The organism is Aeromonas sp. 603404 (assembly GCF_049171775.1).
GTDB classification, from domain to species: Bacteria; Pseudomonadota; Gammaproteobacteria; order Enterobacterales; family Aeromonadaceae; genus Aeromonas; species Aeromonas veronii_A.
Map to the genome: position 1 here is coordinate 57631 of NZ_JAAKPE010000018.1, position 23308 is coordinate 80938.

A 23308-nucleotide genomic window follows, 5' to 3' on the forward strand; every position below is an offset into this window, starting at 1 on the left:
TCCCCCACGCAAGGCTGGCGTCAGAATCATGACTCATCTGCTGCCGGTTCTCGCTGTTTTGGCACATTTCGCCGTCCGCGCACCACGACGCCAGAGAAAAGTCAGGAACCGCAGCTCGATCACAAAATAAACAACCACTCGGGAATACAATTTTGGCGCACATCACAACCAGCCAGCCGTGTCATGGATGATCTGTTCGAAAAACCAATAACAGGCAGACCAATCTGTCGTGCTCACTCCGCTGCCAGTTCGGAGTTGCAGCCTCCCCACACCTCATCCCCTCGTCTGAATCTCACTCACCTCAACCTTTCGGGCATAACTATGAAAAAACACACCTTGAGTCTTCTCTCCGCCACCCTGCTCACCCTGCTTGGCACCAGTGCCGACGCCTGTACCGGTCTTATCGTCGGCAAGGGGGCCAGTGCCGATGGCAGCGTGATGATCGCCAGAAACGAGGATTTTGGCGTCAACAACTGGAACAAGTACCTCGCCTTCCGGCCCGCGCAGCAGAACGAGGGCAAACTCTGGAAACTGGGCAACGGGCTGGAAGTGCCGATGCCCAAGGCGTTCTTAGCCTACTCCGCCATCCACGACTGGGATGCCACCACCAGCGACCCGGCAGGCAAATATTATGAAGAGCGCGGCATCAACGAGTTCAACGTCGCCATCTCGGCCACCACCAGTGCCGAGGTCAACGACAAGGCCCGGAAAGCCGATCCGCTGATTGAGAAGGGAGTGATTGAAGCCATCATCCCCACCCTGATCCTGCCGCAAGCCAGGACGGCCAAAGAGGGGGTCGAGCTGCTCGGCCGCTATGTGGAGCAATATGGTGCCGGTGAGGGCAACAGCCTCTATCTGGCGGATGTGAACGAAGCCTGGCTGATGGAGATTGGCTCCGGCCACCACTGGATCGCGGTGCGGGTGCCGGACGACAGCTACGCCATGGTGGCCAACGGCCTGCGCATCCACGGCGTCAATCTCGACAGCGCCGATGTGCTGCACTCGCCCAAGCTGCTGGAGTTCGTGCGCGAGCACAAACTGCTGGATAACGCCGACCCGAAAGATTTCAACTTCGCCAAGGCATTCGGAGTGATTGCCGACCCCTACAACGTGGATCGGGAGTGGCTCGGCCAGAACATGCTGACGGCCTCCCACAAACAGGCGACCCGGCAGGCGCAATATCCACTGTTTATGAAGCCGGATGCCCCCATCGCCTTGCCGGACGTAGCCAGGGTGCTGAGCGCCACCTATGACGGTACGCCGCTCGCGGGCAAGGCGGAGCGGCCGATCCGCGTCGATCGCCAGCTGGAATCCCACGTCATCCAGCTGCGCAAGGAGATGCCCAAAGAGCTGCAGGGGCTCATCTGGCAGAGTTACGGCGTGCTGGCCGAATCTGTGATGGTGCCGCTCTACAACACCCTGGAAAACTATCCCCTGCCCTATCGCACCGGCAGCGACAGCTACTCCGACGATTCCGCCTACTGGCAGCTCCGCAGCCTGACCGCGCTGGCCAGCGCCGATCCGGACAAATACCTGCCGCTGCTGCGCGGCGTCTGGAGCAAAGAGAGCACCAAGCTCTACAAGGAGGTGGCCCTGCTCGACAAGAGCCTGAAGCAGGCCTATGCCAGCGACAAGGCTACCGCCATCGGGCTGGCCGCCGACTACTCTTATGGCCAGTTGGAGCAGACCTATCAGATGGCCAAAACGCTGCGCTACAAGCTGATGACGGATCTCACCAAGCGCACCGAGAAGAAGTATTCGCCGGAGGAGTTCAAGAAGATCATGAGCCTGTGACCGGCTCGCCAACGCAAAGAGGCTCCCACGGGAGCCTCTTTCGTTTCAGCCAATCCTGCAATCAGCGACGGCTGATATTGAGCGGGCCGAAGGTCTGCGCCACCGGCATGATCTCGATGCTGTTGATGTTGACGTGGGCCGGTTGCTGGCTGACCCAGAGCACGGTATTGGCGATATCTTCCGGCTGGATCGCCTCCACCCCCTGATAGACGGAGGCCGCCTTGGCATCATCACCGTGGAAGCGCACGTTGGAGAACTCGGTGCCGCCGCACAGGCCCGGCTCCACGTTGGTGACGCGGATGGCGGTGCCCGCCAGATCGGCACGCAGGTTGAGGCTGAACTGCTTCACGAACGCCTTGGTGGCGCCGTAGACGTTGCCGCCCGGATAGGGGTAAGTACCGGCGATGGAGCCGATGTTGATGACGTGGCCGCGATTGCGCGCCACCATGCCCGGCAGCAGCAATCGGGTGAGCAGAGTCAGACCGCTGATGTTGGTGGCGATCATCTGCTCCCAATCTTCCAGATCCGCCTTGTGGGCCGGCTCCAGCCCCAGCGCCAGACCGGCGTTGTTGACCAGCAGATCCACCTCGCTCCAGGCGGCTGGCAGGCCAGCGATGGCGGCGCGGGTGGCCGCCTTGTCCTGCACGTCGAACGCCAGCGGCAGAAACTGCTCGCCCAGCTCGTCGGCCAGCGCAGCCAGCCGCTCGGCACGGCGACCGGTACCGATCACCTTGTAGCCTGCCTGCACCAGCTGGCGGCTGATGGCTTCACCAAAACCGGACGAGGCGCCCGTTACCATTGCAATCATCTGAACCTCCATATCTACACCGATATTGTTATTTATCTATTTGAATCTATTAAGATTCATTCATCGCTCAATTCACGTCCGGTCGCCTTGCGCCAGACAAATACCACCAGATGGAGCAGCAACAAGCCCGAGCCACCCAGCGCAAACAGCAGGCCGGTGAGGGCGTTGACCGAGGTGTCGGCACCGCACCACCACCAGACCAGCCAGCCACTCAGGCCGATGATGAAGGTCTGGATGGCGCAGACCGGACAGCGCCCCAGCTTTGCTCTGATAGCGGTGGCAAGACAGTTGTCGCAGCTCATCCTGCTCCTCGATTCTGCTCGTTCAACATGATCAGTTGGCCTGCGCAGAGGGCTTGCGCGCCTGAGTGCGAGCCACTCTGCGCCGCTCACGCTCCTCGTCGCTCACCAGCGGCAGCACCAGCCGGTGGGCGTGCTGGTCGCGGCCATAGTAGTCCGCCAGCCGCTGCTGGGGACGAAATCCCAATCCCTGATAGAGCGCCAGCGCCTCTTCGTTGGCGTCCCCCACTTCGAGGCGAATCGCCCCCCAGCCAGCGGCCTTGCCCTCGCGGATCACCTGCTCCAGCAGACGGCGGGCCCAGCCCAGACGACGCACCGTCCAGCGGATGGCAAGCGCCTGAATGACCAGCCGATCCCAGCCTCTGTGCTCCAGCAGGCAGAGATAGCCCATCAGCTGATGTTTCTCGTCCAGCAGCAACAGGGTGCGCCCCTTGGCGTGGGCCAGCAGATAGTGCCAGCGGCTGCGGCCAAAGGCGACTTCGGGAGGAAAACAGTAGCGTTCCAGATTAACGATGGCGCCCAGATCATCGGTTCGGGCCGCACGTACGGTCAACACGGGGAGTCCTTGTTCGGTTATTTATCCTCAGCACCAAAAATGCGACTTGTATCACAAGTTACCAAGGCGTCATATTAGGCACTGTAACCTCTTGTTTCCCCTCGCGCCATTGTCGTGCTTGTCGGTGCATCGAAGCCCACTGGGGATCCTGCCTGTTCAGGCAGTCTGATCTGTGGAGCCGAAAATATGAGTACCTATGTCATCGTCGAAGAGCTGGGCGACTGGCCTTGCCATGCCGATTATCTGCTGACCGCCCGCACCTATCTGCAACATGGCGTGCCGACCACCGGCGGGAGGCCCCGCATCATCAACCTCTGCCGCAATCTGGAACACCTTAGCGCAGGCTACTACTGCTCGCTGCTGGCCCAGGCCCGCGGCCACCACTGCCTGCCGGGTCTGCAGGCCATCAGCCGACTGCAACCCCAGCAGCCACCGGCCAAGCTGTGGCGCAAAGCGCAAGGGTGGCTGGCCCAGCAGAGCGAGGATCGGATTAGAGTCCGCGCCATCTTCGGCCAGTGTGAACAGAGCGAGCTGGCGGGGCTGGCCCGCTACTACTATGGCCTGAGCCAGTTGCCGCTGCAGGAGCTGACCCTCAAGCGCGGCCGCCACGGCTGGTCGGTGCGCCAGCAGCAGAGCCTGTCACCGCTGGAGCTGAGCCCAAGCGAGAAAGAGTTGATGCTGCACCACGCCCAGGCACTGGTGGGGACCGGTGACGAGGAGCAGGCGGCGCCGCTCTACCAGCTCGCCATTCTGGTGGATCCCGATGATGGCCGTGCCAGCAGTGACGGGTTGGCGCTGGAGCGCTTTATCCGGGCTGCTGCCGCCCAAGGCATCCGGGCCGAGATCCTTCCACCGTCGGCCATAGAGCGGCTGCCGGAGTTCGACACCCTCTGGCTGCGCGCCGAAACCGCGGTCGGCCACTACACCTTCGAATTTGCCCACCGTGCCGAACAGCTGAAGATGCCGGTGATCGACAGCTCCCGCGCCATCCTCGCCTGCAGCAACAAGCTCTACCTCTACGAGCTGATGGTGCGCAGCGGCGTGCCCATGCCGCCCACCATGGTGGTCACCCGCCGCGGCCGCCACCATGTGGATGAGCTGGTACAGCGGCTCGGCCTGCCGCTGATGGTGAAGGTGCCCGACGGGGCACAGGGGCGCGATCTCGCCATGGCCAGCGACGAGCAACAGCTGGCCCGCCTGCTGGACGAGGGGCTGGGCCGCTCCGCCCTGCTGCTGGTGCAGAGCCGGATCCCCGCCGAGTTCGACTGGCGCATCGGCTTTCTCGATGGATCTCCGCTGTTTGCCTGCCGCCGTTTCCGGCCCGAGCCCGGCAACCGCATCCGCCGCCGCAAGCACCCTCTCGACATGAGCCGGATCGAGGCGCTGCCGCTTAACGAGGTGCCGGAGCGGGTACTGCAGACCGCCCGCCGCGCCGTCCATCAGCTCGGCAATGGCCTCTACGGGCTCGACTTGCGCCAGCAAGGGCGTGACTGCGTGCTGCTGGAGATAGTCGACAACCCCTGGATCCGCGGCGATATCGAAGACAAGGAGGCGCAAGATCTCTACGAGCGACTGGCCCGTGCCTTCCGCCAGCGGCTGGAAAACCGGGGCCAGACCACCGCATAACCCGCCATGACTTTGTCACCCACAATGACAGAGAGGGCCCCGCGATGGGGCCCTCTCTCATATCAAAGCGTGCTGTGGCTGACTTATTGCAGACGCAGGAAACGCCCGCTCAAGGGCGGTATCTCCACCGTTACGCTGCTGCCGCCGATAGCCAGACTCTCGCCACTTTGCAGATCCACCAGCGCGCTGCCGCTGCGCAGTTTGCCCGTCGGCAGGTTGTAGCTGAGCGCCGTGGTGGAGAGGTTGAGCAGGTAGACTATCTGCTCCCCCGCCGTCTGCTTGATGTCACCATAGAGGCTGCCCTCGGCCACCAGTTTGACTCGCTCCCCCTGATAGAGAGCGGGGTGGGCGGTGCGCATCGCCAGCAACTGGGCCAGCCACTCTTTCAGCTCGGCCTGTTCGCTACCCGGCACAAAACCGGTGACAGCGGGCACCTTGCCATCGCTGCGGGCCACATGATCGTCGCACAAGCCCTGTGCCGCACAGTCACCGCTGACCTTGGCAGCAAAGCCCGGCACCTCGTCGCCAAACTCCTCGCCATAGTAGAAGGTGATGGGGCCGGAGCGGGCCGCCATAAAGCTGAAGGCTGCCTTGTGGCGCTGCCAGTACTCGGTCGACTTGAAGTTGCCACGCTCCAGCAGATCACCGAAACGCACCAGATCGTGGTTGCCCAGCATCAGGTTCGGCATGGCATGATTCGGGTAGTTCTCCACCTTGTTCCAGCTGGCGTCAAGCACGCTGGCCCCCTGTCCGCCCTTGCCGGACTCCTCCACCGCCAGCGCCTGCACGATGCCGTAGCGCAACGGGAAGTCGAACGCCGAGGAGAGCGCCGGATTGTCGCTGCTGCCGTAAGCCTGGGCGCGAATGTCGTCAGCCCCCTTCCACACCTCGCCCACCATGTAGCCAAGGGTGCCCCACTGCTGCCCTGCCGCCTTGCGCGCTGCGCTGGCCTGCTCCACTTCGCTGCGAATGGCGCGCCAATCATCCAGCCCAAGCTGATAGGCCTGATCGAGGCGCCAGCCGTCGATGCCGTACTGCTCGACCCAATAGCGGGCCACCTCCTTGAAGTAGGCGAGGCTCTCCGGCTTGCTGTAATCCACCAGCTGGCCGGGATAACCCGCACCGCCGCTGGTGAGGGCTGGCAGACGCCCCTCTGGCGAGGGCTTGCTCACCCCCACCTTGTTGACGTGGCCAAACACCCCGTCGAGGAAGACATAGAGGCCGCGCTGGTGCGCCCCATCCACCAGCTGTTTGAGCTTGGCATTGCTGCCAAAGTTGGGATCCACGGTGAAAAAGTCGCAAGCGAAGTAGCCGGTGGCATCGAGCCTGTTATCACCGCCTTGCCCCGCGCAGGAGTCGAACACCGGGGTGAGCCAGATAGCGTTGACGTTGAGACTCTTGATGTGGTCGAGACTGTCGATGATCCCCTGCAGATCGCCGTTGTGCTGGGAGGGGCCATAGCCGACGCCGTAGTTGGCACTGCCGTCACCATCGGCAAACGACTCCACCATTACCTGATAGATGCGCAGGTTGCAGGCGGGTTGATCGTCGCCATAGCAGGCACGACTGGCCGTGGCGACCGGAGGGTGGGTGACCGGCGGATTGACGACGGGGGGAGAACTCTCCCCACCTGAACTACCGCTGCCGCCGCAAGCCGCAAGTAACAGGGCGGCCCCGAGCAGGCCGCCATAGCGTAACGTTCCCTGTTTCATTGTTATGTTCCCGCTGTGAGAGCAGGCGTCTGATACGCCTGTTTTTCACCATGATAGCGATGCTCACACAGCGGTGTCTGTGACTGAAAACGTTATCTGACTCAACTGGTTAGAGCACCCCTGCCGAGGCAAAGCGGTAGTTGACAGAGAGCCAATAGGAACGGCCCGGCTCGGGGATGCGGCCGCTCTGCTCGTAGCCCAACCCCGCCTGACTGGCGTGCACCGACTTGGAGAGGTGCTCGTAGTAGAAGGTGTCGAACAGGTTGTCCACCCCGGCCGAGAGCTGCCACCCTTTGGCAAACTGCCAGGCGCCGCTCAGGTTCATGGTGAAGAAGCCCGGAGTCTCACCCTGATCCTGACCCGCAACGGTACCGGACCAGAGATCTACCCGATCCTGCGCCGCCACCGCGCGCCCCAGCAGGGTAAAGCTCAGCGCCTCGTCCGGCTGCCAGCCCAACGCCAGCTTGCCATCAAGCGGCGGCATCTGGGCCAGCGGCTTGTTGTCGCTCTGGTTTTCGCCATAGACCACCGCCAGACCACCATCGAGACGCCACTGATCGGCAAACTGCCAGCGCCCCTCCAGCTCGCCCCCCCGGGTCTGGGCATCGATATTGCGCACCTTGTTTGACTTGCTGTTGTAGAGCAGGTAGTCCTTGATATCGGAGCTAAAGAGGGAGAGGGTCAGATCCAGCTCGCGGCTGCGCAGGGCCAACCCCGCATCCCACTGGCGACTGCGCTCCGGGTTGAGGGTGAACGGGGTACTGTCCTTGCTGCGCTCCCAGTAGTCCGGCGCACGCTCTGCCTGCCCCCAGGCCAGATAGCTGGACCAGCGTGGCGACCACTGATATTCGTAGCGGCCAAACCCGCTGTTAAGACTCAGGGTATCGCTGTAGAGGGTCTGTTCACCGGCGCCATAGCGGGTGGTCTCGACCCTATCCTGACGGTAACCGCCCTTGTAGCTGTGGGCCCCCTGCTGACGACCCAGTTCGGCGAAGCCGCCCTGCTGCTCGAAACGCAGGGTGCGCTGACGATCTTTGGTGGCATAGTCGACCCCACTCCGACTGCGATGCTGATCCCGGTTGCTGTCTAGCCCGGCGGTCAGCAGCCAGTCGGCAGGCAGGGCGATATCGTTGGCCCAGCGCCCACCTGTGTTGCGGCGATCCGGGTTGGAGAGCATCTTCATGCCGCTGTTTTGCCGCAGGCTGAAGTTGTCCATGATGTGGTCGATGTAGTTGTCCCACAGGGTCAGCTCGCTGCGCTGCCAGTGAGTGGTGATCTGCTCCTGCTTGAGCTTCAGCCCGAAGGATTCGCGATCAAACATGGGGCCATCCATGGTGCGGTCCGCATAGGCGGCACGGGCATTGCTACGCTCGGCGGTGAGTTCCAGCCAGGTGTGCTCCCCCGGCGTCCAGCCCAGCTGGGCGGTGCCGTTCTCGCGGCGATAGAAAGATCGCACCTTGTTACCGTGACCATCGCGGTAATCGTCGCTGTCGGAGTGGGTGAACTGACCGCGCAGATAGCCGTCGGTCGAACCCGCCGTCATATCCACCATCTGATCATCACGGCCAAAGCTGCCATAGAGGGCCGAGGCATCGGCCTTGAGACCCGGCGCGGTGAACTCGGGCCTGTCCCGCTCGAACAGCACAGTTCCCGCCAGGGTGGCACCCTGCTCCAGGGATTGCGGCCCCTTCAGCACCCGGATCCGGTCAAAGGATTGGGGGAACACATAGGCGGTGGGCGGGTCCATCCGGCCGCCACAGCCACCAGCCAGCATGCCGCCATCCATCTGCACGTTGAGACGGGACATCCCCATCCCCCGCAGCACGGGGTCACCACCCAGCCCCCCTTTGCGCACCATGCTCATGCCGGTGACATTCTTCAGATAACCGGCACCGTCGGCAGCGGGCATGGGGGAACCGGGCTTCTTGGGATCCAGTATCACTTCAAGTGTGCTGGCCGGGCGGGTTGCCACCACCACCATGGGGTCCAGCTGTTGCACCGACTCCTGACCGGCAGCGCCGTGACAGGCGAGTCCACCAACCAGCAGGGCAAGGGGTGTGCGCATATGACAAGCCATACATTTTCCTTATGTATTTGTTTGTTTTGTTATTTTCATTCAACCAATCAAACCTTTCAGCAAGGGAAAGGTTTGCCGTCAGGCCGCAAAAAAGGCCTGCGGCGCGAAAGCGGCAAGCCTCTGTCAGGTGAAGCGAAGGCAAGTTGGCAAAATGTTGCGCAGGTTTTACCCAAGTTGGCTCAAAAAGGCAAACGGGCAAACATTCCAGTAACAGGAAGCTGGCGTTGGCTCACAAAAAATGGGGATTAGCTGAAGGCTTCCCGCTCATCGATGGGAGAGATGAGGTGATAGACCTCATGAGCGGATAGCGTGCAGCCAACAGGCCACTCCAGCTGGTGGTAACGGTTGATGAAGACCCGGGCGCAGTGACGCTCGCTCTCCAGCTTTGCAAACAGCGGCTGGGTTCGCCAGGGGGTCAGATCCAGCACACCCGTGGTGCCATCCGATAACACCAGAAACAGGCGCCATCCCCGCACATACTCGACATCGATAAAGACCGGCATCCCTTCGGCTCCGATTGAGATAATTCGCGGCAATTATAAACACCAGCGCTCCATCCATACACGCTGTGGCTCACATTTTATCCAGCAGGTTATGCTGTGCTCATTAAGCGCGCGACATCACATTTTTAGATGATAAATGTGTTAATGCCGACTTTTAACAAACTTGAATGCAACCTTAACCAATTCGATCTGTCATAACCTCACAACAACTAAAAAAACGTCTGTGGACAGACGTTTAGAGTCTCATTCAGGAACAAACATGACAAATCTAAAACAGCGACTCGGCCCGTTCTGGCCCTACGCCGTCTTCTGCGCGCTCGCGCTTTTTTCTCTCTCTTTCAGCCGAATCGCCCTCGGTCTCTGGCAACTGGAACGGGTGGATGCCGTGGCCGGCTGGCAGGAGATGCTGCAGCAAGGGATCCGGGTCGACTTTGCGACCCTCTGCTGGGTCTGGGGTGTCCCCGCCATGCTCACTCTGCTGCTGGCAGGCCCCCATGCCATCGGCCGGGGCTGGCTGCAACTGATGCGCGTCTGGCTGACCGTCGGACTCTGGCTGATGCTGTTCCTCGAGATCTCGACCCCCTCGTTTGTCACCGAGTATGGCGTGCGTCCCAACCGTCTCTATGTGGAGTACCTCATCTATCCGAAAGAGGTGTTCGCCATGCTGTGGGCGGGCCGCAAAGCCGAGCTGCTGCTAGCGTTACTCTTCAGTGGCGCCGTGCTGACCGGCGGTTGGTGGCTGAGCGGCCGTCTGGTACGCGGTCTCAGCTTCCCCCGCTGGTATCTGCGTCCGGCCTTCGCCCTGCTCATTCTGGCCATAGGTTTTCTCGGTGCCCGCTCCAGTCTCGGCCACCGCGCCCTGAACCCAGCCATGGTCGCCTTTGCCGAGGATCCGCTGGTCAACTCGCTCACCGTCAACTCCGCCTACTCCCTCTTCTTTGCCATCAAACAGATGGGCGCCGAGGAGGATGCCGGCCAGTTTTACGGTGAGATGACCCCTCAGAAGGTGCTCGAAGTCATGCGCAAGGAGAGTGGCCGTCCGGCCAGTGATTTCAACTCCGATCTGCTGCCCAGCCAGACCTTCAACGAGGCGAGCTTCCAGGGTAAACCGAAGAATCTGGTGATCCTGCTGCAGGAGAGTCTGGGTGCCCAGTTTGTCGGCTCCCTCGGCGGCCTGCCGCTTACCCCCAACATCGACGCCCTGTCGCAGCAGGGCTGGGCCTTCGAGCAGCTCTACGCCACTGGCACCCGCTCGGTACGCGGTATCGAGGCGGTACTGACCGGCTTCACGCCGACCCCTGCACAGGCGGTGGTCAAACTCGGCAAGAGCCAGACCAACTTCTTCACCATCGCGGATCTGCTCAAACAGCGGGGTTATGACACCAGCTTTATTTACGGCGGCGAGAGTCACTTCGACAACATGCGCAGCTTCTTCCTCGGCAACGGCTTCACCACCATCGTCGAGCAGAAGGATTTCGACAATCCGGTGTTCAAGGGCTCTTGGGGCGCCTCCGACGAGGATCTGATGGCCAAGGCCGACGAGACCTTCAAGGCGCTGCACAAGGAGGGCAAACCCTTCTTCAGTCTGGTGTTCAGCTCCAGCAACCACGATCCGTTCGAATTCCCGGACAACCGCATCGAACTCTTCGAGCAGCCCAAGCAGACCCGCAACAACGCGGCCAAGTATGCGGATTACGCTATCGGCGAGTTCTTCAAAAAGGCGAAACAGTCCGAATACTGGAAAGACACCCTGTTCCTGGTCATCGCCGATCACGACAGCCGGGTCGGTGGCGCCAGTTTGGTACCCATCCCCCGCTTCCATATCCCCGGCGTCATTGTGGGCGACGGCATTGCACCGAAGAAGGATCCGCGCATCGTCAGCCAGATCGACATGGCGCCTACCCTGCTCTCCCTGATGGGGATCAGTGCCGACTACCCCATGCTCGGCAAGGATCTGACGCGCATGCCCGCCGACTGGCCGGGACGCGCCATCATGCAGTACGACAAGAACTTCGCCCTGATGCGCGGCAAGGATGTGGTGATCCTGCAACCGGAACGGGCGGCAGAGGGCTATGTCTACGACAATGCCAGCGAGAAGCTGACCCTGGCGGCGCAGCCGGACGCTTTGAAAGAGGATGCCCTTGGTCTTGCCCTGTGGGGCAGCATGGCCTATCAGAAGAGTATCTATCAGACGGCCAAGGATGAACGCACCGCAGCCAATTGAGCCGCTCGTGCTGCTTCAACCCATAGCAGAATAGAAAAAACCGCCAGCTGGCGGTTTTTTCCATCTATTCATACTGTCGGCCCACTGGCCGTTATGGCTGGGGAAAGCAGGGCAGGGAGCGGCTGAACTTGTGCTCGAATACCAGCGAGGTTTCGAGGTGCACCACCTCTTCGCGGGAGGTGAAGTGATCGAAGACGAAGTTGCGCAGGTGCTCGGTATCGGAGACACACAGGTGCACCAGAAAATCATCCTTGCCGCCCATGTGGAACAGACTGATCACTTCGGGTAGCGCCAGAATGGCATCGCGGAAGGCATCGATGATCTGGCGGCTGTGGCGGGCCAGCTGCAGAGAGACCATGGCCTGAATATGGCCACCGAGGGCCTGATAATCCACTTCGCAGTGTGCCCCCTTGAGCACGCCATCCTGCTGCAGCTTGCGCACCCGCTCCAGACAGGTGGAGGGGGCAACACCGACCAGCGCGGCCAGATCCTTGTTGGTCATGCCCGCATCCCGAAACAGATGGGCCAGGATATCCAAATCCAGTTGATCCAGGTTTCTCATCTTAACTCCTTGAACCGCTCAATTTTTTAGACTCTGCCCGTAAACCGGGGCAAACACAACGGCCATTGACATCCCCCCTGCCCCGCCTATCCTTGGCGCCATTCACCGGTCGCAGCCCTGCGGCCACCACGCGAGGATCCGCCATGCACCCGTATCACCCCTTCTGGAGCCTTGAGGTTCCCCGTGTCGACGGTCAGCTGCTGCTGACCCCCTGCCCCGGCACCCAGCAGGTGCCGCTGACCCTGGCGCTCGATCAACTGCGGTTGGCCGGTGCCCACGGAGTAGTGACCCTGATGACAAGCGCCGAGTTGATCCGACTCGAACTGGCGCAGCTCGGCCAGCAGGTCGAGCACGAAGGGATGCGCTGGTTCCATCTGCCCATCGAGGATGATCTGGCCCCCGACACCGACTTCGAGGCTGCCTGGCAACAGGCGCTGCCGCAGCTGCGCGAGCTGCTGGGGGATGGCAAACATCTGGTCATCCACTGCAAAGGGGGCAGCGGTCGTACCGGTCTGGTCGCCGCCGCGCTGCTGATGACCCTCGGCCAGCCACAGCAAGAGGCGATGGCCGCCATCAAGGCCCACAGACCCAAGGCATTTACCCTGGCCTGCCACCGCCAGTGGCTCGACCAGCTGGCCGAGCGGCTGGCGCAGGGCGACTGACTACTTGCCTCCCTGGTCGTAGGTAAAGACCTTGCCGATATCTTCCACCCGATAGCTGGTGAGCTGATAAACGTAGTAGTTGAGCCAGTTGGCAAACAGCAGATGACCGTGGCTGCGCCAGCTGGCGCGCGGCGTCCGGCTCGGATCGTTATTCGGGTAGTAGTTGACCGGAATGGCTGGGTCGAGCCCCGCCGCCAGATCCCGCTGATACTCCCCGTCCAGCGTCAGGGCATCGTACTCCGGGTGCCCGGTGACAAACACCTGACGACAATCCTTGGTCGCCGCCAGATAGACCCCCGCCTCTTCTGACTCGGCAAAAATCTGCAAGTCGGTCTGGGCGCGGATCAGATCGCCATCAAATGCCGCATAGCGGGAGTGGGGCGCCACAAACTCGTCATCAAAACCGCGCAGCAGCGGCTCGTGCTCATCGAGGCGATGGTGGCGATAAACCCCGGAGAGCTTCTCGCCGTGGGTCTGCTTCTCCATACCATACAAGGCTTTCAGCGCCGCCTGCACCGCCCAGCAGAGGAACAGGGTGGAGGTGACATGCTGATGGGACCACTCGATGATCTCGACGATGCGCGGCCAGTAGACCACCTCTTCGAACTCCACCAGCCCGAGCGGCGCCCCTGTGATGATCATGCCGTCGTAGTTGTTGCCACGCACCTGCTCGAAGTCGTGATAGAAGTTCTCCAGATGGGCCTGCGGCGTGTTCTTTGACTCCCTGTCATCGATGCGCAGCAGATCCACATCCACCTGCAGCGGCGAGTTGGAGAGCATCCGCATCAGCTGGATCTCGGTCTCAATCTTCTTTGGCATCAGGTTGAGGATGAGCACCCGCAGCGGGCGGATGTTCTGGGTGACGGCCCGGGATTCCGTCATCACGAAGATGTTCTCCTGCCCCAGCACTTCGGCGGCGGGTAACTGATCCGGGATCTTGATCGGCATGCTTACTCCCTGTACTGCATCGGTAAATATGTCTGGACATCCAGAAGCCTATAATAAAGCTCCTGCCCTGTCATCAGATACCTTTTGTATTCCCCCCCGCCTTTGACTAGCATACGGCTCAGTGTGTCTCCTGCTTCCAAGATAATGACCGGTATCAAGATTTCCGTAGATCGACTGCAAGTCGGCAACTATGTATCCCTGCCACTGGGGTGGCGCGAACACCCGTTCCTGTTTTCCAGCTTCAAGATCAAAAGTGAAGAAGAGATCGAGCTGATCCGCCGTCTCGGCCTGAAACTGGTCACCATCATTCCCGACAAGAGCGACGTTCCGCCCAAGCCCCTCAATCAGGTACAGCCTCAGCAACAAGAGAGCGCAGACGCCGCCCAGCGCCAGGCCCAGATGCAGCAGGAGAAAGATCGCCGCATCGAGCAGTTGCAACTCTATCGCCGCAATCTGCAGCAGTGCGAGAAGCAGTTTCAGCAGTCGCTGGCGCAGGTGCGCAGCGTGATGAGCAAGATCCAGTCACGCCCCCTCAATGCCATCGGCGAGGCGCAGGAGCTGGTCAACGCCATGACCGAGCAGCTGCTCTCGGTTGACGAGATGGTGCTCCATCTGGTCTCCGACAGCGAGGATGGCAACAACCTCTACTTCCACTCCCTCAATGTGAGCGTGCTCAGCATGCTGCTGGCCAAGGAGTGCTGCATGACGGCCGACGAGATCCGTCAGGTCGGCATGGGGGCGCTGTTCCACGATATCGGCAAGCTGAAGATCCCGAGCCAAATCCTGCGCAAGACCGAGCCGCTGACCAAGCCGGAGCAGAACCTGATGGCCCAGCACCCGCGCTACGGGCTGGATCTGCTCAATCTGGCCAAGGATTTCCCGGCCGAGGCGAAGGGGATCGTGCTCCATCACCATGAATATCTCGATGGCAGCGGGCCGGAAGGGCTCAAGGGTGGCCAGCTCGATCCGCTGACCCAGATGGTGTCGCTGATCAACGAGTACGATAACCTCTGCCACATGCAGGCCAAGGTGCCCTACTCGGCCCTGAGCGGCCTCTACAAGCAGCGCAAGGCGCAGTTCAATCCGGAGTACCTCAGCATGCTGATCCGGTTGATGGGGATCTATCCCCCCGGCAGCGTGGTGCAACTCTCCAACGGTCAGGTGGGGCTGGTAATGTCGGTCAACGCTTCCCGCCTGCTCTACCCCTCGGTGCTGGTCTACGATCCGCGCATTCCCCGTCAGGAAGCCGCCATCATCGACCTGCAGCAAGCCGAACTGTCAATCGCCAAGGTGATCCACCCCAAACGGCTGCCGCCCGCCGTGTTCGAGTACCTCAATCCGCGTACCCGGATCAGCTACTACTTCGAGCACAACAAAGCCTGATTGTGTTGGCCCGAGGCCAACCGTTGCCACCCGTTTAATCCAAGGAGCCTGCCATGCGTATCGAGATCATCAGTACCGGAGACGAAATATTGACGGGTCTGGTGGTGGATACCAACGCGGTCTGGCTCAGCGCTCTGCTGCTGGAACAGGGGTGGCAGGTGCGCCGTCGCCTGACGGTAGGGGACAACCTCGCCGACCTGAAAACGGTGCTGCAAGAGAGTGCCAGCCGCGCCGAGGTGGTGCTGGTGAGTGGCGGGCTCGGGCCCACCGCCGACGACCTCACTGCTCAGGCGGCAGCTGAAGCCTTTGAACAGCCGCTCACCCTTTTCCCCGACTGGCTTGCTACCATCACGGCCCGCTACGCCAGCCGTGGTCGCCCCATGGCACAAAGCAATGCCAAACAGGCCTGGTTGCCGCAGGGGAGCGAGATCCTCGACAACCCGGTCGGCACCGCCTGCGGCTTTGTGGTGCGAAGTGGCCAGAGCCAGCTCTTCTTCACCCCGGGCGTGCCGTTCGAGTTCAAACAGATGGTGCGCGAGCAAATTCTGCCGCGCCTCAAACAGCTGGCCGGTGCGCAGATCGATACCGAGCTGCGTCGCTTTTACACCTTCGGCGTCTCGGAGTCGGCGCTCAGCGATATGCTGGATGCCGAACCCTGGCCAGCTGGTATCGAGCTGGGTTACCGCTCCTCCATGCCCCTTATCGAGCTGAAACTGATCGGCCACGGCGCCAGCACCGCGGACATGGAGAGTGCAGAGCGCCGACTGCTGGATACGATCCAGCCCTGGCTGGTTGGCAGCGGAGATACGGAACCGGCGCAGCAGATCCTGGCGCTGCTGCAAGGCAAACCGCTCGCTCTGCTGGAGGGGGAGAGTGGCGGTACGCTGCTGACGCTTTGTCACGGCCATCCCCGGCTGGAGGCCAACTTCAGTACGCAACTGGCCGATGAGCTGGCGCAACTGCCGACAACCGATGCGGGCCTGCAACTAACCATAGGGCGAGAGGGCACAGAGGGGGTACCACTGCTGCTCAGCGCCGATGGCAAGCACATCGGTCAGACGGTCAAGGTCAGCCACCCCGACCCGGAGAGTCGCCGCAAGATCCTCGCCTTTGCCGCCCTCGACATGCTGCGCCGCCATATGCTGGGTGAGCCGGTGCTCGGCGATTACCTCACCTTGGTCAGAACAGCCCTGCGCAGCTGATAAGAACCGCCATTCCCCTGCCAGCGACCCTATGTCGCTGGCGCTGCGATCCGTCTTTTCACTCCGTTTCCAAACAGCGCCCACATTTATCTGGCCGCCATCACCGATTTGACTTCAATTCATTGACCATTCAGAGGAAATATCTGAATACTGCCCACTCTCAGGGTTGGTGACTCGCTTTATTAATCATTGAGAGATTAAATGACAGTAGAGGAACGAGCCGATCGCTCCGTTCTCATCCAGCAAGGAGATGCGGTGTTAAGCAAAGAGTGGTTGCTGCTATCAAGCGATATGGAACTGGTCTGCCTGCGGATTGCCGCCGGTCTCACCAAACCTGTCACGGAACAGGATGTGCAGGCTCTGCTGCTCGCTTCCAACTGTCGCCGCTATCAGCCGCTGCCCGAGGGGATCAAACAGGCCATCAGCCTGCTTAATACCCTGCTCACCAACCCTGCCGCCCCCGTCCCCGCCAACCCCATCCCTGTCGGCAAGCGTCAGGATGCCCGACTCGCCGTAATAGTGGAGAAGGATCGCATGAGCGCCATCGCCCAGATCACTGCCGACTGGGGTGGCAAGTATGTGACGCTGGAACAGTTGAAAGAGGCGATCGCCATCAGCGAAATCAAACAGGGGGTGAGTGAGCAACTGCTCACCGCTGCCATCCAGTCAGCCAAGGAGGCCGCCCCCGGCAGTCAGCTCAAGCTGGTGATTGCCAACGGCCAGCCTGCCGTCAATGGTCAGGACACTCGCTATGAGCGGCTGGTGGAGACCCCGGCCGAACGGATCCTCAAACCGCAGGAGCTGGGGCATGGCAAGGTCGACCTGCGGGATCTCGGCTCCATCGTCACCGTCAAGGCCGGCGCTCCGCTGATGCGCCGTCATCCGGCCACCGTCGGGGTACCCGGTTTTACCGTGACCGGTCAGGACCTACCCGCCAAGGATGGCAAAGACAGTCCGATGAGTGCTGGCGAGGGCACCTTTATCTCCCCCGACGATCCCGACCTGCTGATTGCCGGTCGGGCTGGCCTACCCTGTCAGGAGAAAGCAGGCATGAAGGTGGACGAGGTGCTCAGCGTAAAACAGGTGGATGCCCGCCACGGCCATATTGATTTTGAAGGGGGCTTAATCGTCAGCGGCGACGTCAACCCGGGCATGAAGATCCGGGTCAGCGGTGACATCGTGATTGGCGGCTTTATCGAAGGGGGCTGGATCGCGGCGGGGGGCAGCATTACGGTACGCCACGGCATCATTGGCCGCCGCAACGAGCAGGGGGAGTACCTTTGCCAGCTCAATGCGCAAGGGGAGATCCACGCCAGTTACGCCCAGTATGCCCAGCTGGAAGCGGGGGGGGATATCCAGATCCAGAGCCAGCTCAGCCACTGCTACTCCCGCAGCGGACAAGATATCAAGGTAGGCGATAGCAACATGCGCAAAGGCACTCTGCTGGGGGGCACCAGCATTGCCAATCGCCTGATCATGGCTCCCAGCCTGGGGGCCGAGGCCGCCAACCATACCCGGCTGCAGATCCTTGGCGGCTACTTCACCCACAAGGAGCAGGAACACCAGCTCAAGCTGCGCCAGCAGGTGTGTCAGGCCCAGCTGGAGAAAATCAAGGAGCTGGTCATGAAGTTGCTGCAACTGCCCGGTGACAAGCGCAATCCGGATACCCTGCGCAAGCTCAAACCGATCCGGGACCATCAGCTGGCCGAACTGGCCCAGCTCGATGAGCAGCTCACCGCCAACCAGGAGGAGCTGCGAAACTTGATGGCTCAGATGGAGGTCATTGCCACCCAACACCTCTACTCCGGCATCGAGGTCGAGATGGCCAGCTTCAAACGCAAGGTTACCATCACCCGAGGCCCTACCCGCCTGACCATCCATGATGAAACCCTGGAGATGACCCCTTACGAGGGACACAAATAGCTAAACCGGCACGGCCCCATCGCTGAACCGGCCGTGATCCCGCCGCCGATTTTCGCTACACTCGCCACTTCCTTGGCCCCACCGGGCGGGCCACCCAGACTCAGGTAGTGAGAGATGTACAAGCTGATCGCATTGGATATGGATGGCACCCTGCTCAACCCGCAGGGCCAGATTACTCCCCGCACCCACGCCGCCATCAGCGCCGCGCGCGCCAAAGGGGTAACCGTTGTGCTGGCCTCCGGCCGCCCGCTGGAAGGGATGAGCCGCTATCTGGAAGAGCTCGGCCTCACCACAGAACATGACTACGTCATCTGCTACAACGGCGCCCTGGTGCAGCAGGTGGCCGATCAGCGCATCATCCGCAGCCAGCTGCTGACCGGTAGTGACGCCAGCGCCGTCGCCAAACTGGCTGACGAGCTGGAGGTAAACGTCCATGGTTTCTCGGTCACCCGCGGCCTGATCAGCCCCCGTGTCAGCACCTACACCGAGCACGAATCCCGCCTGATCGGCATGCCGATCAATCTGATCGACTTCGCTACCCTGCCTGCCGACGAGCAGATCATGAAGGTGATGATGATCGACGAGCCGCCCCAGCTCTCCCGCGCCATCGAGCGATTGCCTGCAGAGCTCTATGAGCACTATACCGTGGTACAGAGCGCCCCCTTCTTCCTTGAATTCATGAACAAGCAGAGCAACAAGGGAACCGGCGTCGCCGCACTGGCCGAGCATCTTGGCCTGACCGCCGATCAGGTGATCTGCGTCGGGGATGCGGGCAACGATCGCCACATGATCGAGTACGCTGGCCTCGGGGTTGCGATGGGCAATGCCACCGACGAGATCAAGGCTCTCGCCCAGCACACCACTGCCCGCAACGATGAAGATGGCGTGGCTCAGGTGATCGAGCAGTTCGTACTGAATGCCTGATCGCAATCGAGCACCGCTGCGCCCGATAAGGAAATAAAAACGGGGAGGCTGTCAGCCTCCCCGTTTTTTCTGGTCAGTTATCTGCGTGATGAGCGTTAATTCGCTCGCATCACTGGTTCGCCAGACACTGGGTATGTGAGCCCGGTTGCAGGTAAGGCGTCAGCAGGGGAGCCATCCCCTTGAGCACCTGCACCGGCAACGCCGAGGTGAAACGGAACTTGTCAGACTGGCTACCCGGTACATAGGCGGTCAGGGTACCGAAGTGATCCTCACCCAGATAGAAAACGAAGGTCGCGGTGCGGTTGCGCGCCAGTGAGCTGGTCACGTTGCCATAACGGCCCACGGTTTCAATCCGGTTATCCCCGGTTCCGGTCTTGCCCCCCATCTGCAGCACAGTGCCATCCGGCAGGGTAAAGGCGCCGGCGATACGTCTTGCCGTGCCCCCTTCAACCACCTTGGAGAGCGCACTGCGCAGGGCGGCCGCCACCTCTGCTGGCATCACCCGGGTACCCTCGGTGTGCTGCGGCTCAAACTCGGTCTCGAAGGGCGTCCCCTTGGCGAACGAGAGGTGCTCGATACGCAAAGTTGGCGAGCGGATACCGCCATTCTGGATAATCCCCATCAGCTCGGCCAGTGCTGCCGGGCGGTCGCCGGAGCTACCCAACGCGGTCGCCAGCGAAGGCACCAGATGGTCGAACGGATAACCGAGCTTGGCCCAGCGCTGATGGATATCGAGGAAGGCTTCAACCTCCAGCATGGTGCGGATCCGGCTGTCACGAGCACTGCGATGGCGAGTCTTGAACAGCCAGCTGTAGACCTCCTGCCGCTCGTCACGACTGGCCGCCACCGCGTCGGCAAAGGTGGCCTTGTCGAACTCCTTGAGATAGGCCAGCAGCCACAGCTCCAGCGGGTGAACCCGGGCGATGTAGCCCTGATCCGGAAGTGAATACTTGCCCGGGCCATAGCTGACGTAGAGCTGATTGACCCGCTTGGCGCTCAACTTCTCCCGCGGCAACCGCTCCGCCAGGAAGGCAGCAAATGCAGCTTCACTGGCTTCCGGCATCAGGTAGCGGTGAACCGCCGCCAGACGTACCGCACTCGGCTTTAGACCGTCGAGGAAGGTATCGAGTTGCTCCTCGGGAGTCTTGCCGCGATATTTGCGCCAGAAGCGCAGCAGATAGGTCTGGCCCTCTTTGTCGGCAAATTTGGCCAGATACTCCTGACGACGGGGATCCTTGTCGTCCTTCAGCAACTGGGCACGGTTGCCCTCCTTGTAGAGGCTGTAGCGCACGATATCGCGCATCAGCCGTACAAAGGGCAAGTTAATCGACTCACGCAAAGAGTCACGCAACGTCGGAATGCGATTGTTATCCTCGCGGCGGAAGTTGTTGAAGGTGTGCATGCCGCCACCGGTAAAGAACCCTTCGTTGGGGCTGGCGGAGTATTTGCGATCCAGCGCCGCTTCCAGCATCACAGGCAGGCTCTTGTCCTGAGCCGTCATCAGATAGGAGATGGCCCAACGGCTGAGGTTGTCCTGAGAGACGGCAGCCAGCTTGCGCAGATTCTCGACCGGCATCCCGGCATAGTTGTCGTGCAGCTCGGCCACGATCTCCAGATAGGTAGTCAGTACCCGCAACTTGGCGGTTGAGCCCAACTCCAGCTTGGAGCCTTCGTTGATATCGAACGGCTGATCGGTGTTGTCGGTCTGTACCCGCACCTTGAACCCATCCGGCGACTTCTCGAACAGGGTGAAGCTGTAGCGCACATCGCCGGTCTTCTCCGGCGAGAGCAGGCGCTCACCAAACAGTCCCACCTGAGCGGCAAACGTCGGGTCGGCCAGCTGTTGCAGATAACGGGAGATTTCGTTCTGCAGCGGCATGTTGAGGCTGGTATCGGCGGTCAGATCCATCCGGTCAAGGTCATAGAGCTGCACCCCGAGCTGACGGCTCAGGCGAGTACGGGCAACCTGCAACCCCTTGTTATTGTTCACCCGGGTGATAGCCGGGGACTGCAGGAAGTCCCGGAACGTAATCTTGGCCTTGAGCGCCGCCTCCATCAGAGGTGGCGTGATCATCCCCTCCTGCACAAACAGGCGCAGGTAGCTGTCGGTCAGGGTAGCCAGCGCCTCTCGCCCCTGAGCCAGATAGTAAGAGGGACGGCGGTGCGCAATCATCAAAGAGACAACCTGACGCAGGGCAAGTCCCTGTTCGGCCAGCGGTGCGTTCTGGTTGCGGGCGGGGTCCAGCAGACGGTTCACGTCATCGACATTGGCACCAAACCAGACCCAGAGACCATCCCCCAAACCATGCACCTCACCATATCCCGGCGCAGCCGAGAGCGGTACCGAGTTGAGGTAGGCCCAGGCGACCAGCTTGCGCGCTTCGAGGGTTTCCGGCCCGAGACGATAGGCACGCACGCTGGCAGAGGCCATCTGACGGATCTTCTCGGTCGGCGACAGGGTCAGGCCATCCGGCGAGTGGCGATACTTCTCCACCTGGGTCGCCAGGGTACTGCCACCGGCAGATTGATCCTGCATATCGAGCGCCTTGCCCACTTGAGAGAGCGCGGCCTTGGCAAAACGGGGCCAGTCGACCGCCGGGTTGGCCAACGGCTCTTCGTTGCTCAGCAAGTCGCGGTTCTCGATAAACAGCAGCGACTGGATGACGAGCGGCGGAATTGAGTCAAAATCCGGATAGTGATGGGTCGGATACTTGAATTGATAGAAAGGTTCTGCGCGGCAATCGTGCAACGTCAGGCCAGCCTGCACCTTCTCGGTATAGGGCACGAAGAAGCCACGACTGGCGTAGTCATAGAGCGCGTCGGAGAAATGCACCTGCTTGCTGACTTCATAGCCCCGCTGAAGCAAACGCTCCTGCATCATCGGCAGTTGCACATAGCCGAGCCGCTTGTCGAACGGGCCATCCTCAGGGAATGCGATCTGCTTGCTCTGGCCAGGCTCGACCTGATAGGTGAGCTTGGCGGCATAACGGGATATCTCCTGAGATTGCAGCTTCGAGGTTTTCATCTCATAGCCAACCAGAGCGATCACCGCCCCCAGGCACAATAAAAAGAGAAAACAGAACAGCCAACGCCACCAGGGACGGCGCTTGCGCTTTGGGTTCCCGTCCGAGGTCTGGACAGATGAATCTTGAGATGCCACTTGTGTCAAATCCGTCTGTTCTGATGCGCCCATATCAGCCCCACCATGGTTGCGCAATTTATTGTGTTTCACTCAAGCTTAGTCTTTTCAAGTCAATGGCTTGAAACTATTGACCGCTTTGTAGTGATGGTAACAGGGCAATTCTAAAAAGGGGAGCCGATTGTTGCAGGAGTGGCAGAGATCAGAGCTGATAACAAAACACCGGCCAGTGGCCGGTGTCTTTTAAGCAAAAGCTGAACGCTTACTTGTGAGAGCTCATGCCCTTCAGTTTGGTGCTCAGCTCTTTACGCTCTTTGGAAAGCTCGGCGTTCTTGATGATGTGGTCATCCACGCGCTCTTCATAGTCGGCACGCATGTTGGCGATGATCGCCTGCACATCATCAATACTCATGCCCGGCTTGATGTAGTCGCTCAGGTTGTCGAGCAGCAGCACGCGCTTCTGGTTGTCACGGATCTTTTTCTCGTTATCCGCAATTTCACGCTTGAGTTTGTTCTGGCGACGGGACATACGCACATATTCCAGTACATCGCTGAAGGTGGACTTGTTTACTTGTTCCATATCGATACCACTGACTTAAGGTTGATAAAAACTGGCCAAGTTACACCTGGAACCCGGCAAACTCGGCGCGGGACAGGCAAACTCAAGATGCCCTTACTCTACCGAGTTATAAGCGAGATACAACCCTAATCGCGCGCCATGAACAGAGTTTGGCCAAAAGTAAACCAGTTAAAATAGCCAGTAATCCATCAGATAAGGGCTTGATATAGATAGAAAATGGAGGAAATGACAGGATTTTTAGTTCTCTTCCTGCAGATAAATGCTAATACAGGCTGTTTAACACGCTAAAAACACCAACGCGCGGTCGTAAGACTGGGCTTTGTGTTGGTTCTGGTGTGCAACCATCGGGGTTAGTGGGTAAAAACCGCCCATAGCAAAAAGGCCTT

19 protein-coding genes are annotated in these 23308 nt (G+C 60.7%); 9 read left to right on the plus strand and 10 right to left on the minus strand.

Annotated elements, in window-relative coordinates; all coding sequences use genetic code 11:
• Window positions 1–321 precede the first annotated feature (321 nt).
• Window positions 322–1794, plus strand: a complete 1473-nt coding sequence (locus G5306_RS19025) for a C69 family dipeptidase (RefSeq protein WP_421313470.1) — start codon at window positions 322–324, stop codon at window positions 1792–1794.
• 61 nt (window positions 1795–1855) lie between these two features.
• Here the strand turns inward: G5306_RS19025 and G5306_RS19030 are convergent, their stop codons facing one another.
• The 3 genes from G5306_RS19030 to G5306_RS19040 are packed head-to-tail and all read right to left on the minus strand — an operon-like array spanning window position 1856 to window position 3457.
• A complete protein-coding gene (locus G5306_RS19030) occupies window positions 1856–2602 on the minus strand; it encodes an SDR family oxidoreductase (protein ID WP_064335364.1) in 747 nt (248 codons plus the stop codon).
• A gap of 56 nt (window positions 2603–2658) precedes the next feature.
• The gene (locus G5306_RS19035) at window positions 2659–2904 is read right to left on the minus strand and encodes a DUF3624 family protein (protein WP_042053656.1); all 246 of its coding nucleotides are present in this window, start codon (window positions 2902–2904) and stop codon (window positions 2659–2661) included.
• Window positions 2905–2935: 31 nt separating this feature from the next.
• Window positions 2936–3457 carry a GNAT family N-acetyltransferase gene (locus tag G5306_RS19040; RefSeq protein WP_005363198.1) on the minus strand — a complete coding sequence of 174 codons (522 nt, stop codon included), beginning with the start codon at window positions 3455–3457 and terminating at the stop codon, window positions 2936–2938.
• 186 nt (window positions 3458–3643) lie between these two features.
• Here G5306_RS19040 and G5306_RS19045 point away from each other — a divergent pair, with 186 nt between their 5' ends.
• Window positions 3644–5083 (plus strand): RimK family protein, encoded by a 1440-nt coding sequence (locus G5306_RS19045; RefSeq protein ID WP_201982819.1) that lies wholly within the window; start codon window positions 3644–3646, stop codon window positions 5081–5083.
• An 83-nt stretch (window positions 5084–5166) separates the two neighbouring features.
• On the opposite strand, the gene G5306_RS19050 is transcribed toward G5306_RS19045, so the two are convergent.
• Both G5306_RS19050 and G5306_RS19055 read right to left on the minus strand, forming a co-directional pair.
• A complete protein-coding gene (locus tag G5306_RS19050) occupies window positions 5167–6795 on the minus strand; it encodes an alpha-amylase family glycosyl hydrolase (protein WP_421206058.1) in 1629 nt (542 codons plus the stop codon).
• A gap of 109 nt (window positions 6796–6904) precedes the next feature.
• Window positions 6905–8872 (minus strand): TonB-dependent copper receptor, encoded by a 1968-nt coding sequence (locus G5306_RS19055; protein ID WP_421313471.1) that lies wholly within the window; start codon window positions 8870–8872, stop codon window positions 6905–6907.
• Between G5306_RS19055 and G5306_RS19060 the strand changes: the two genes are divergently transcribed.
• Window positions 8861–9121 (plus strand): hypothetical protein, encoded by a 261-nt coding sequence (locus G5306_RS19060; protein ID WP_201943140.1) that lies wholly within the window; start codon window positions 8861–8863, stop codon window positions 9119–9121. The two genes, G5306_RS19055 and G5306_RS19060, sit on opposite strands and share 12 nt — an antisense overlap.
• Here the strand turns inward: G5306_RS19060 and G5306_RS19065 are convergent.
• On the minus strand, window positions 9118–9375 hold the full coding sequence (locus G5306_RS19065) for a DUF2442 domain-containing protein (RefSeq protein WP_266134719.1): 258 nt from the start codon (window positions 9373–9375) through the stop codon (window positions 9118–9120). The two genes, G5306_RS19060 and G5306_RS19065, sit on opposite strands and share 4 nt — an antisense overlap.
• A 259-nt stretch (window positions 9376–9634) precedes the next feature.
• Between G5306_RS19065 and G5306_RS19070 the strand changes: the two genes are divergently transcribed.
• Window positions 9635–11599, plus strand: a complete 1965-nt coding sequence (locus G5306_RS19070; RefSeq protein ID WP_421313473.1) for an LTA synthase family protein — start codon at window positions 9635–9637, stop codon at window positions 11597–11599.
• 91 nt (window positions 11600–11690) lie between these two features.
• Here the strand turns inward: G5306_RS19070 and G5306_RS19075 are convergent, their stop codons facing one another.
• Window positions 11691–12161, minus strand: a complete 471-nt coding sequence (locus G5306_RS19075; RefSeq protein WP_005336001.1) for an Lrp/AsnC family transcriptional regulator — start codon at window positions 12159–12161, stop codon at window positions 11691–11693.
• A gap of 143 nt (window positions 12162–12304) precedes the next feature.
• Here G5306_RS19075 and G5306_RS19080 point away from each other — a divergent pair, with 143 nt between their 5' ends.
• Complete coding sequence (locus G5306_RS19080; protein WP_040067125.1) at window positions 12305–12823, plus strand: cyclin-dependent kinase inhibitor 3 family protein; 519 nt, start codon at window positions 12305–12307, stop codon at window positions 12821–12823.
• Here G5306_RS19080 and metA read toward each other — a convergent pair whose 3' ends face one another.
• Complete coding sequence (gene metA / locus G5306_RS19085) at window positions 12824–13771, minus strand: homoserine O-acetyltransferase MetA (protein WP_042053667.1); 948 nt, start codon at window positions 13769–13771, stop codon at window positions 12824–12826. It lies immediately after the preceding gene.
• A 144-nt stretch (window positions 13772–13915) separates the two neighbouring features.
• Here metA and G5306_RS19090 point away from each other — a divergent pair, with 144 nt between their 5' ends.
• From G5306_RS19090 to yidA, 4 genes are all read left to right on the plus strand, one after another.
• Window positions 13916–15154, plus strand: a complete 1239-nt coding sequence (locus G5306_RS19090) for an HD-GYP domain-containing protein (RefSeq protein WP_005336014.1) — start codon at window positions 13916–13918, stop codon at window positions 15152–15154.
• Between the two features lie 53 nt (window positions 15155–15207).
• Window positions 15208–16356: a CinA family nicotinamide mononucleotide deamidase-related protein gene (locus G5306_RS19095; RefSeq protein ID WP_421313474.1), complete on the plus strand. Its 1149-nt coding sequence runs from the start codon at window positions 15208–15210 to the stop codon at window positions 16354–16356.
• 255 nt (window positions 16357–16611) lie between these two features.
• Window positions 16612–18279 (plus strand): FapA family protein, encoded by a 1668-nt coding sequence (locus tag G5306_RS19100; RefSeq protein ID WP_421313479.1) that lies wholly within the window; start codon window positions 16612–16614, stop codon window positions 18277–18279.
• A gap of 114 nt (window positions 18280–18393) precedes the next feature.
• Window positions 18394–19203 carry a sugar-phosphatase gene (gene yidA / locus G5306_RS19105; protein ID WP_421206052.1) on the plus strand — a complete coding sequence of 270 codons (810 nt, stop codon included), beginning with the start codon at window positions 18394–18396 and terminating at the stop codon, window positions 19201–19203.
• A gap of 109 nt (window positions 19204–19312) precedes the next feature.
• Here the strand turns inward: yidA and G5306_RS19110 are convergent, their stop codons facing one another.
• Together G5306_RS19110 and tmaR are read right to left on the minus strand one after the other, a co-directional pair.
• The gene (locus tag G5306_RS19110; protein ID WP_309508295.1) at window positions 19313–22396 is read right to left on the minus strand and encodes a transglycosylase domain-containing protein; all 3084 of its coding nucleotides are present in this window, start codon (window positions 22394–22396) and stop codon (window positions 19313–19315) included.
• A 208-nt stretch (window positions 22397–22604) separates the two neighbouring features.
• Window positions 22605–22922 carry a PTS system regulator TmaR gene (gene tmaR / locus G5306_RS19115; RefSeq protein WP_005336024.1) on the minus strand — a complete coding sequence of 106 codons (318 nt, stop codon included), beginning with the start codon at window positions 22920–22922 and terminating at the stop codon, window positions 22605–22607.
• Between the last annotated feature and the right edge of the window lie 386 nt (window positions 22923–23308).

Coding starts and splice junctions, on each gene's coding strand:
- G5306_RS19025 (WP_421313470.1), top strand. CDS start 322: ATGAAAAAACACACCTTGAGTCTTCTCTCCGCCACCCTGCTCACCCTG.
- G5306_RS19030 (WP_064335364.1), bottom strand. CDS start 2,602: ATGATTGCAATGGTAACGGGCGCCTCGTCCGGTTTTGGTGAAGCCATC.
- G5306_RS19035 (WP_042053656.1), bottom strand. CDS start 2,904: ATGAGCTGCGACAACTGTCTTGCCACCGCTATCAGAGCAAAGCTGGGG.
- G5306_RS19045 (WP_201982819.1), top strand. CDS start 3,644: ATGAGTACCTATGTCATCGTCGAAGAGCTGGGCGACTGGCCTTGCCAT.
- G5306_RS19050 (WP_421206058.1), bottom strand. CDS start 6,795: ATGAAACAGGGAACGTTACGCTATGGCGGCCTGCTCGGGGCCGCCCTG.
- G5306_RS19060 (WP_201943140.1), top strand. CDS start 8,861: ATGACAAGCCATACATTTTCCTTATGTATTTGTTTGTTTTGTTATTTT.
- G5306_RS19055 (WP_421313471.1), bottom strand. CDS start 8,872: ATGGCTTGTCATATGCGCACACCCCTTGCCCTGCTGGTTGGTGGACTC.
- G5306_RS19065 (WP_266134719.1), bottom strand. CDS start 9,375: ATGCCGGTCTTTATCGATGTCGAGTATGTGCGGGGATGGCGCCTGTTT.
- G5306_RS19070 (WP_421313473.1), top strand. CDS start 9,635: ATGACAAATCTAAAACAGCGACTCGGCCCGTTCTGGCCCTACGCCGTC.
- G5306_RS19075 (WP_005336001.1), bottom strand. CDS start 12,161: ATGAGAAACCTGGATCAACTGGATTTGGATATCCTGGCCCATCTGTTT.
- G5306_RS19080 (WP_040067125.1), top strand. CDS start 12,305: ATGCACCCGTATCACCCCTTCTGGAGCCTTGAGGTTCCCCGTGTCGAC.
- metA (WP_042053667.1), bottom strand. CDS start 13,771: ATGCCGATCAAGATCCCGGATCAGTTACCCGCCGCCGAAGTGCTGGGG.
- G5306_RS19090 (WP_005336014.1), top strand. CDS start 13,916: ATGACCGGTATCAAGATTTCCGTAGATCGACTGCAAGTCGGCAACTAT.
- G5306_RS19095 (WP_421313474.1), top strand. CDS start 15,208: ATGCGTATCGAGATCATCAGTACCGGAGACGAAATATTGACGGGTCTG.
- yidA (WP_421206052.1), top strand. CDS start 18,394: ATGTACAAGCTGATCGCATTGGATATGGATGGCACCCTGCTCAACCCG.
- G5306_RS19110 (WP_309508295.1), bottom strand. CDS start 22,396: ATGGGCGCATCAGAACAGACGGATTTGACACAAGTGGCATCTCAAGAT.
- tmaR (WP_005336024.1), bottom strand. CDS start 22,922: ATGGAACAAGTAAACAAGTCCACCTTCAGCGATGTACTGGAATATGTG.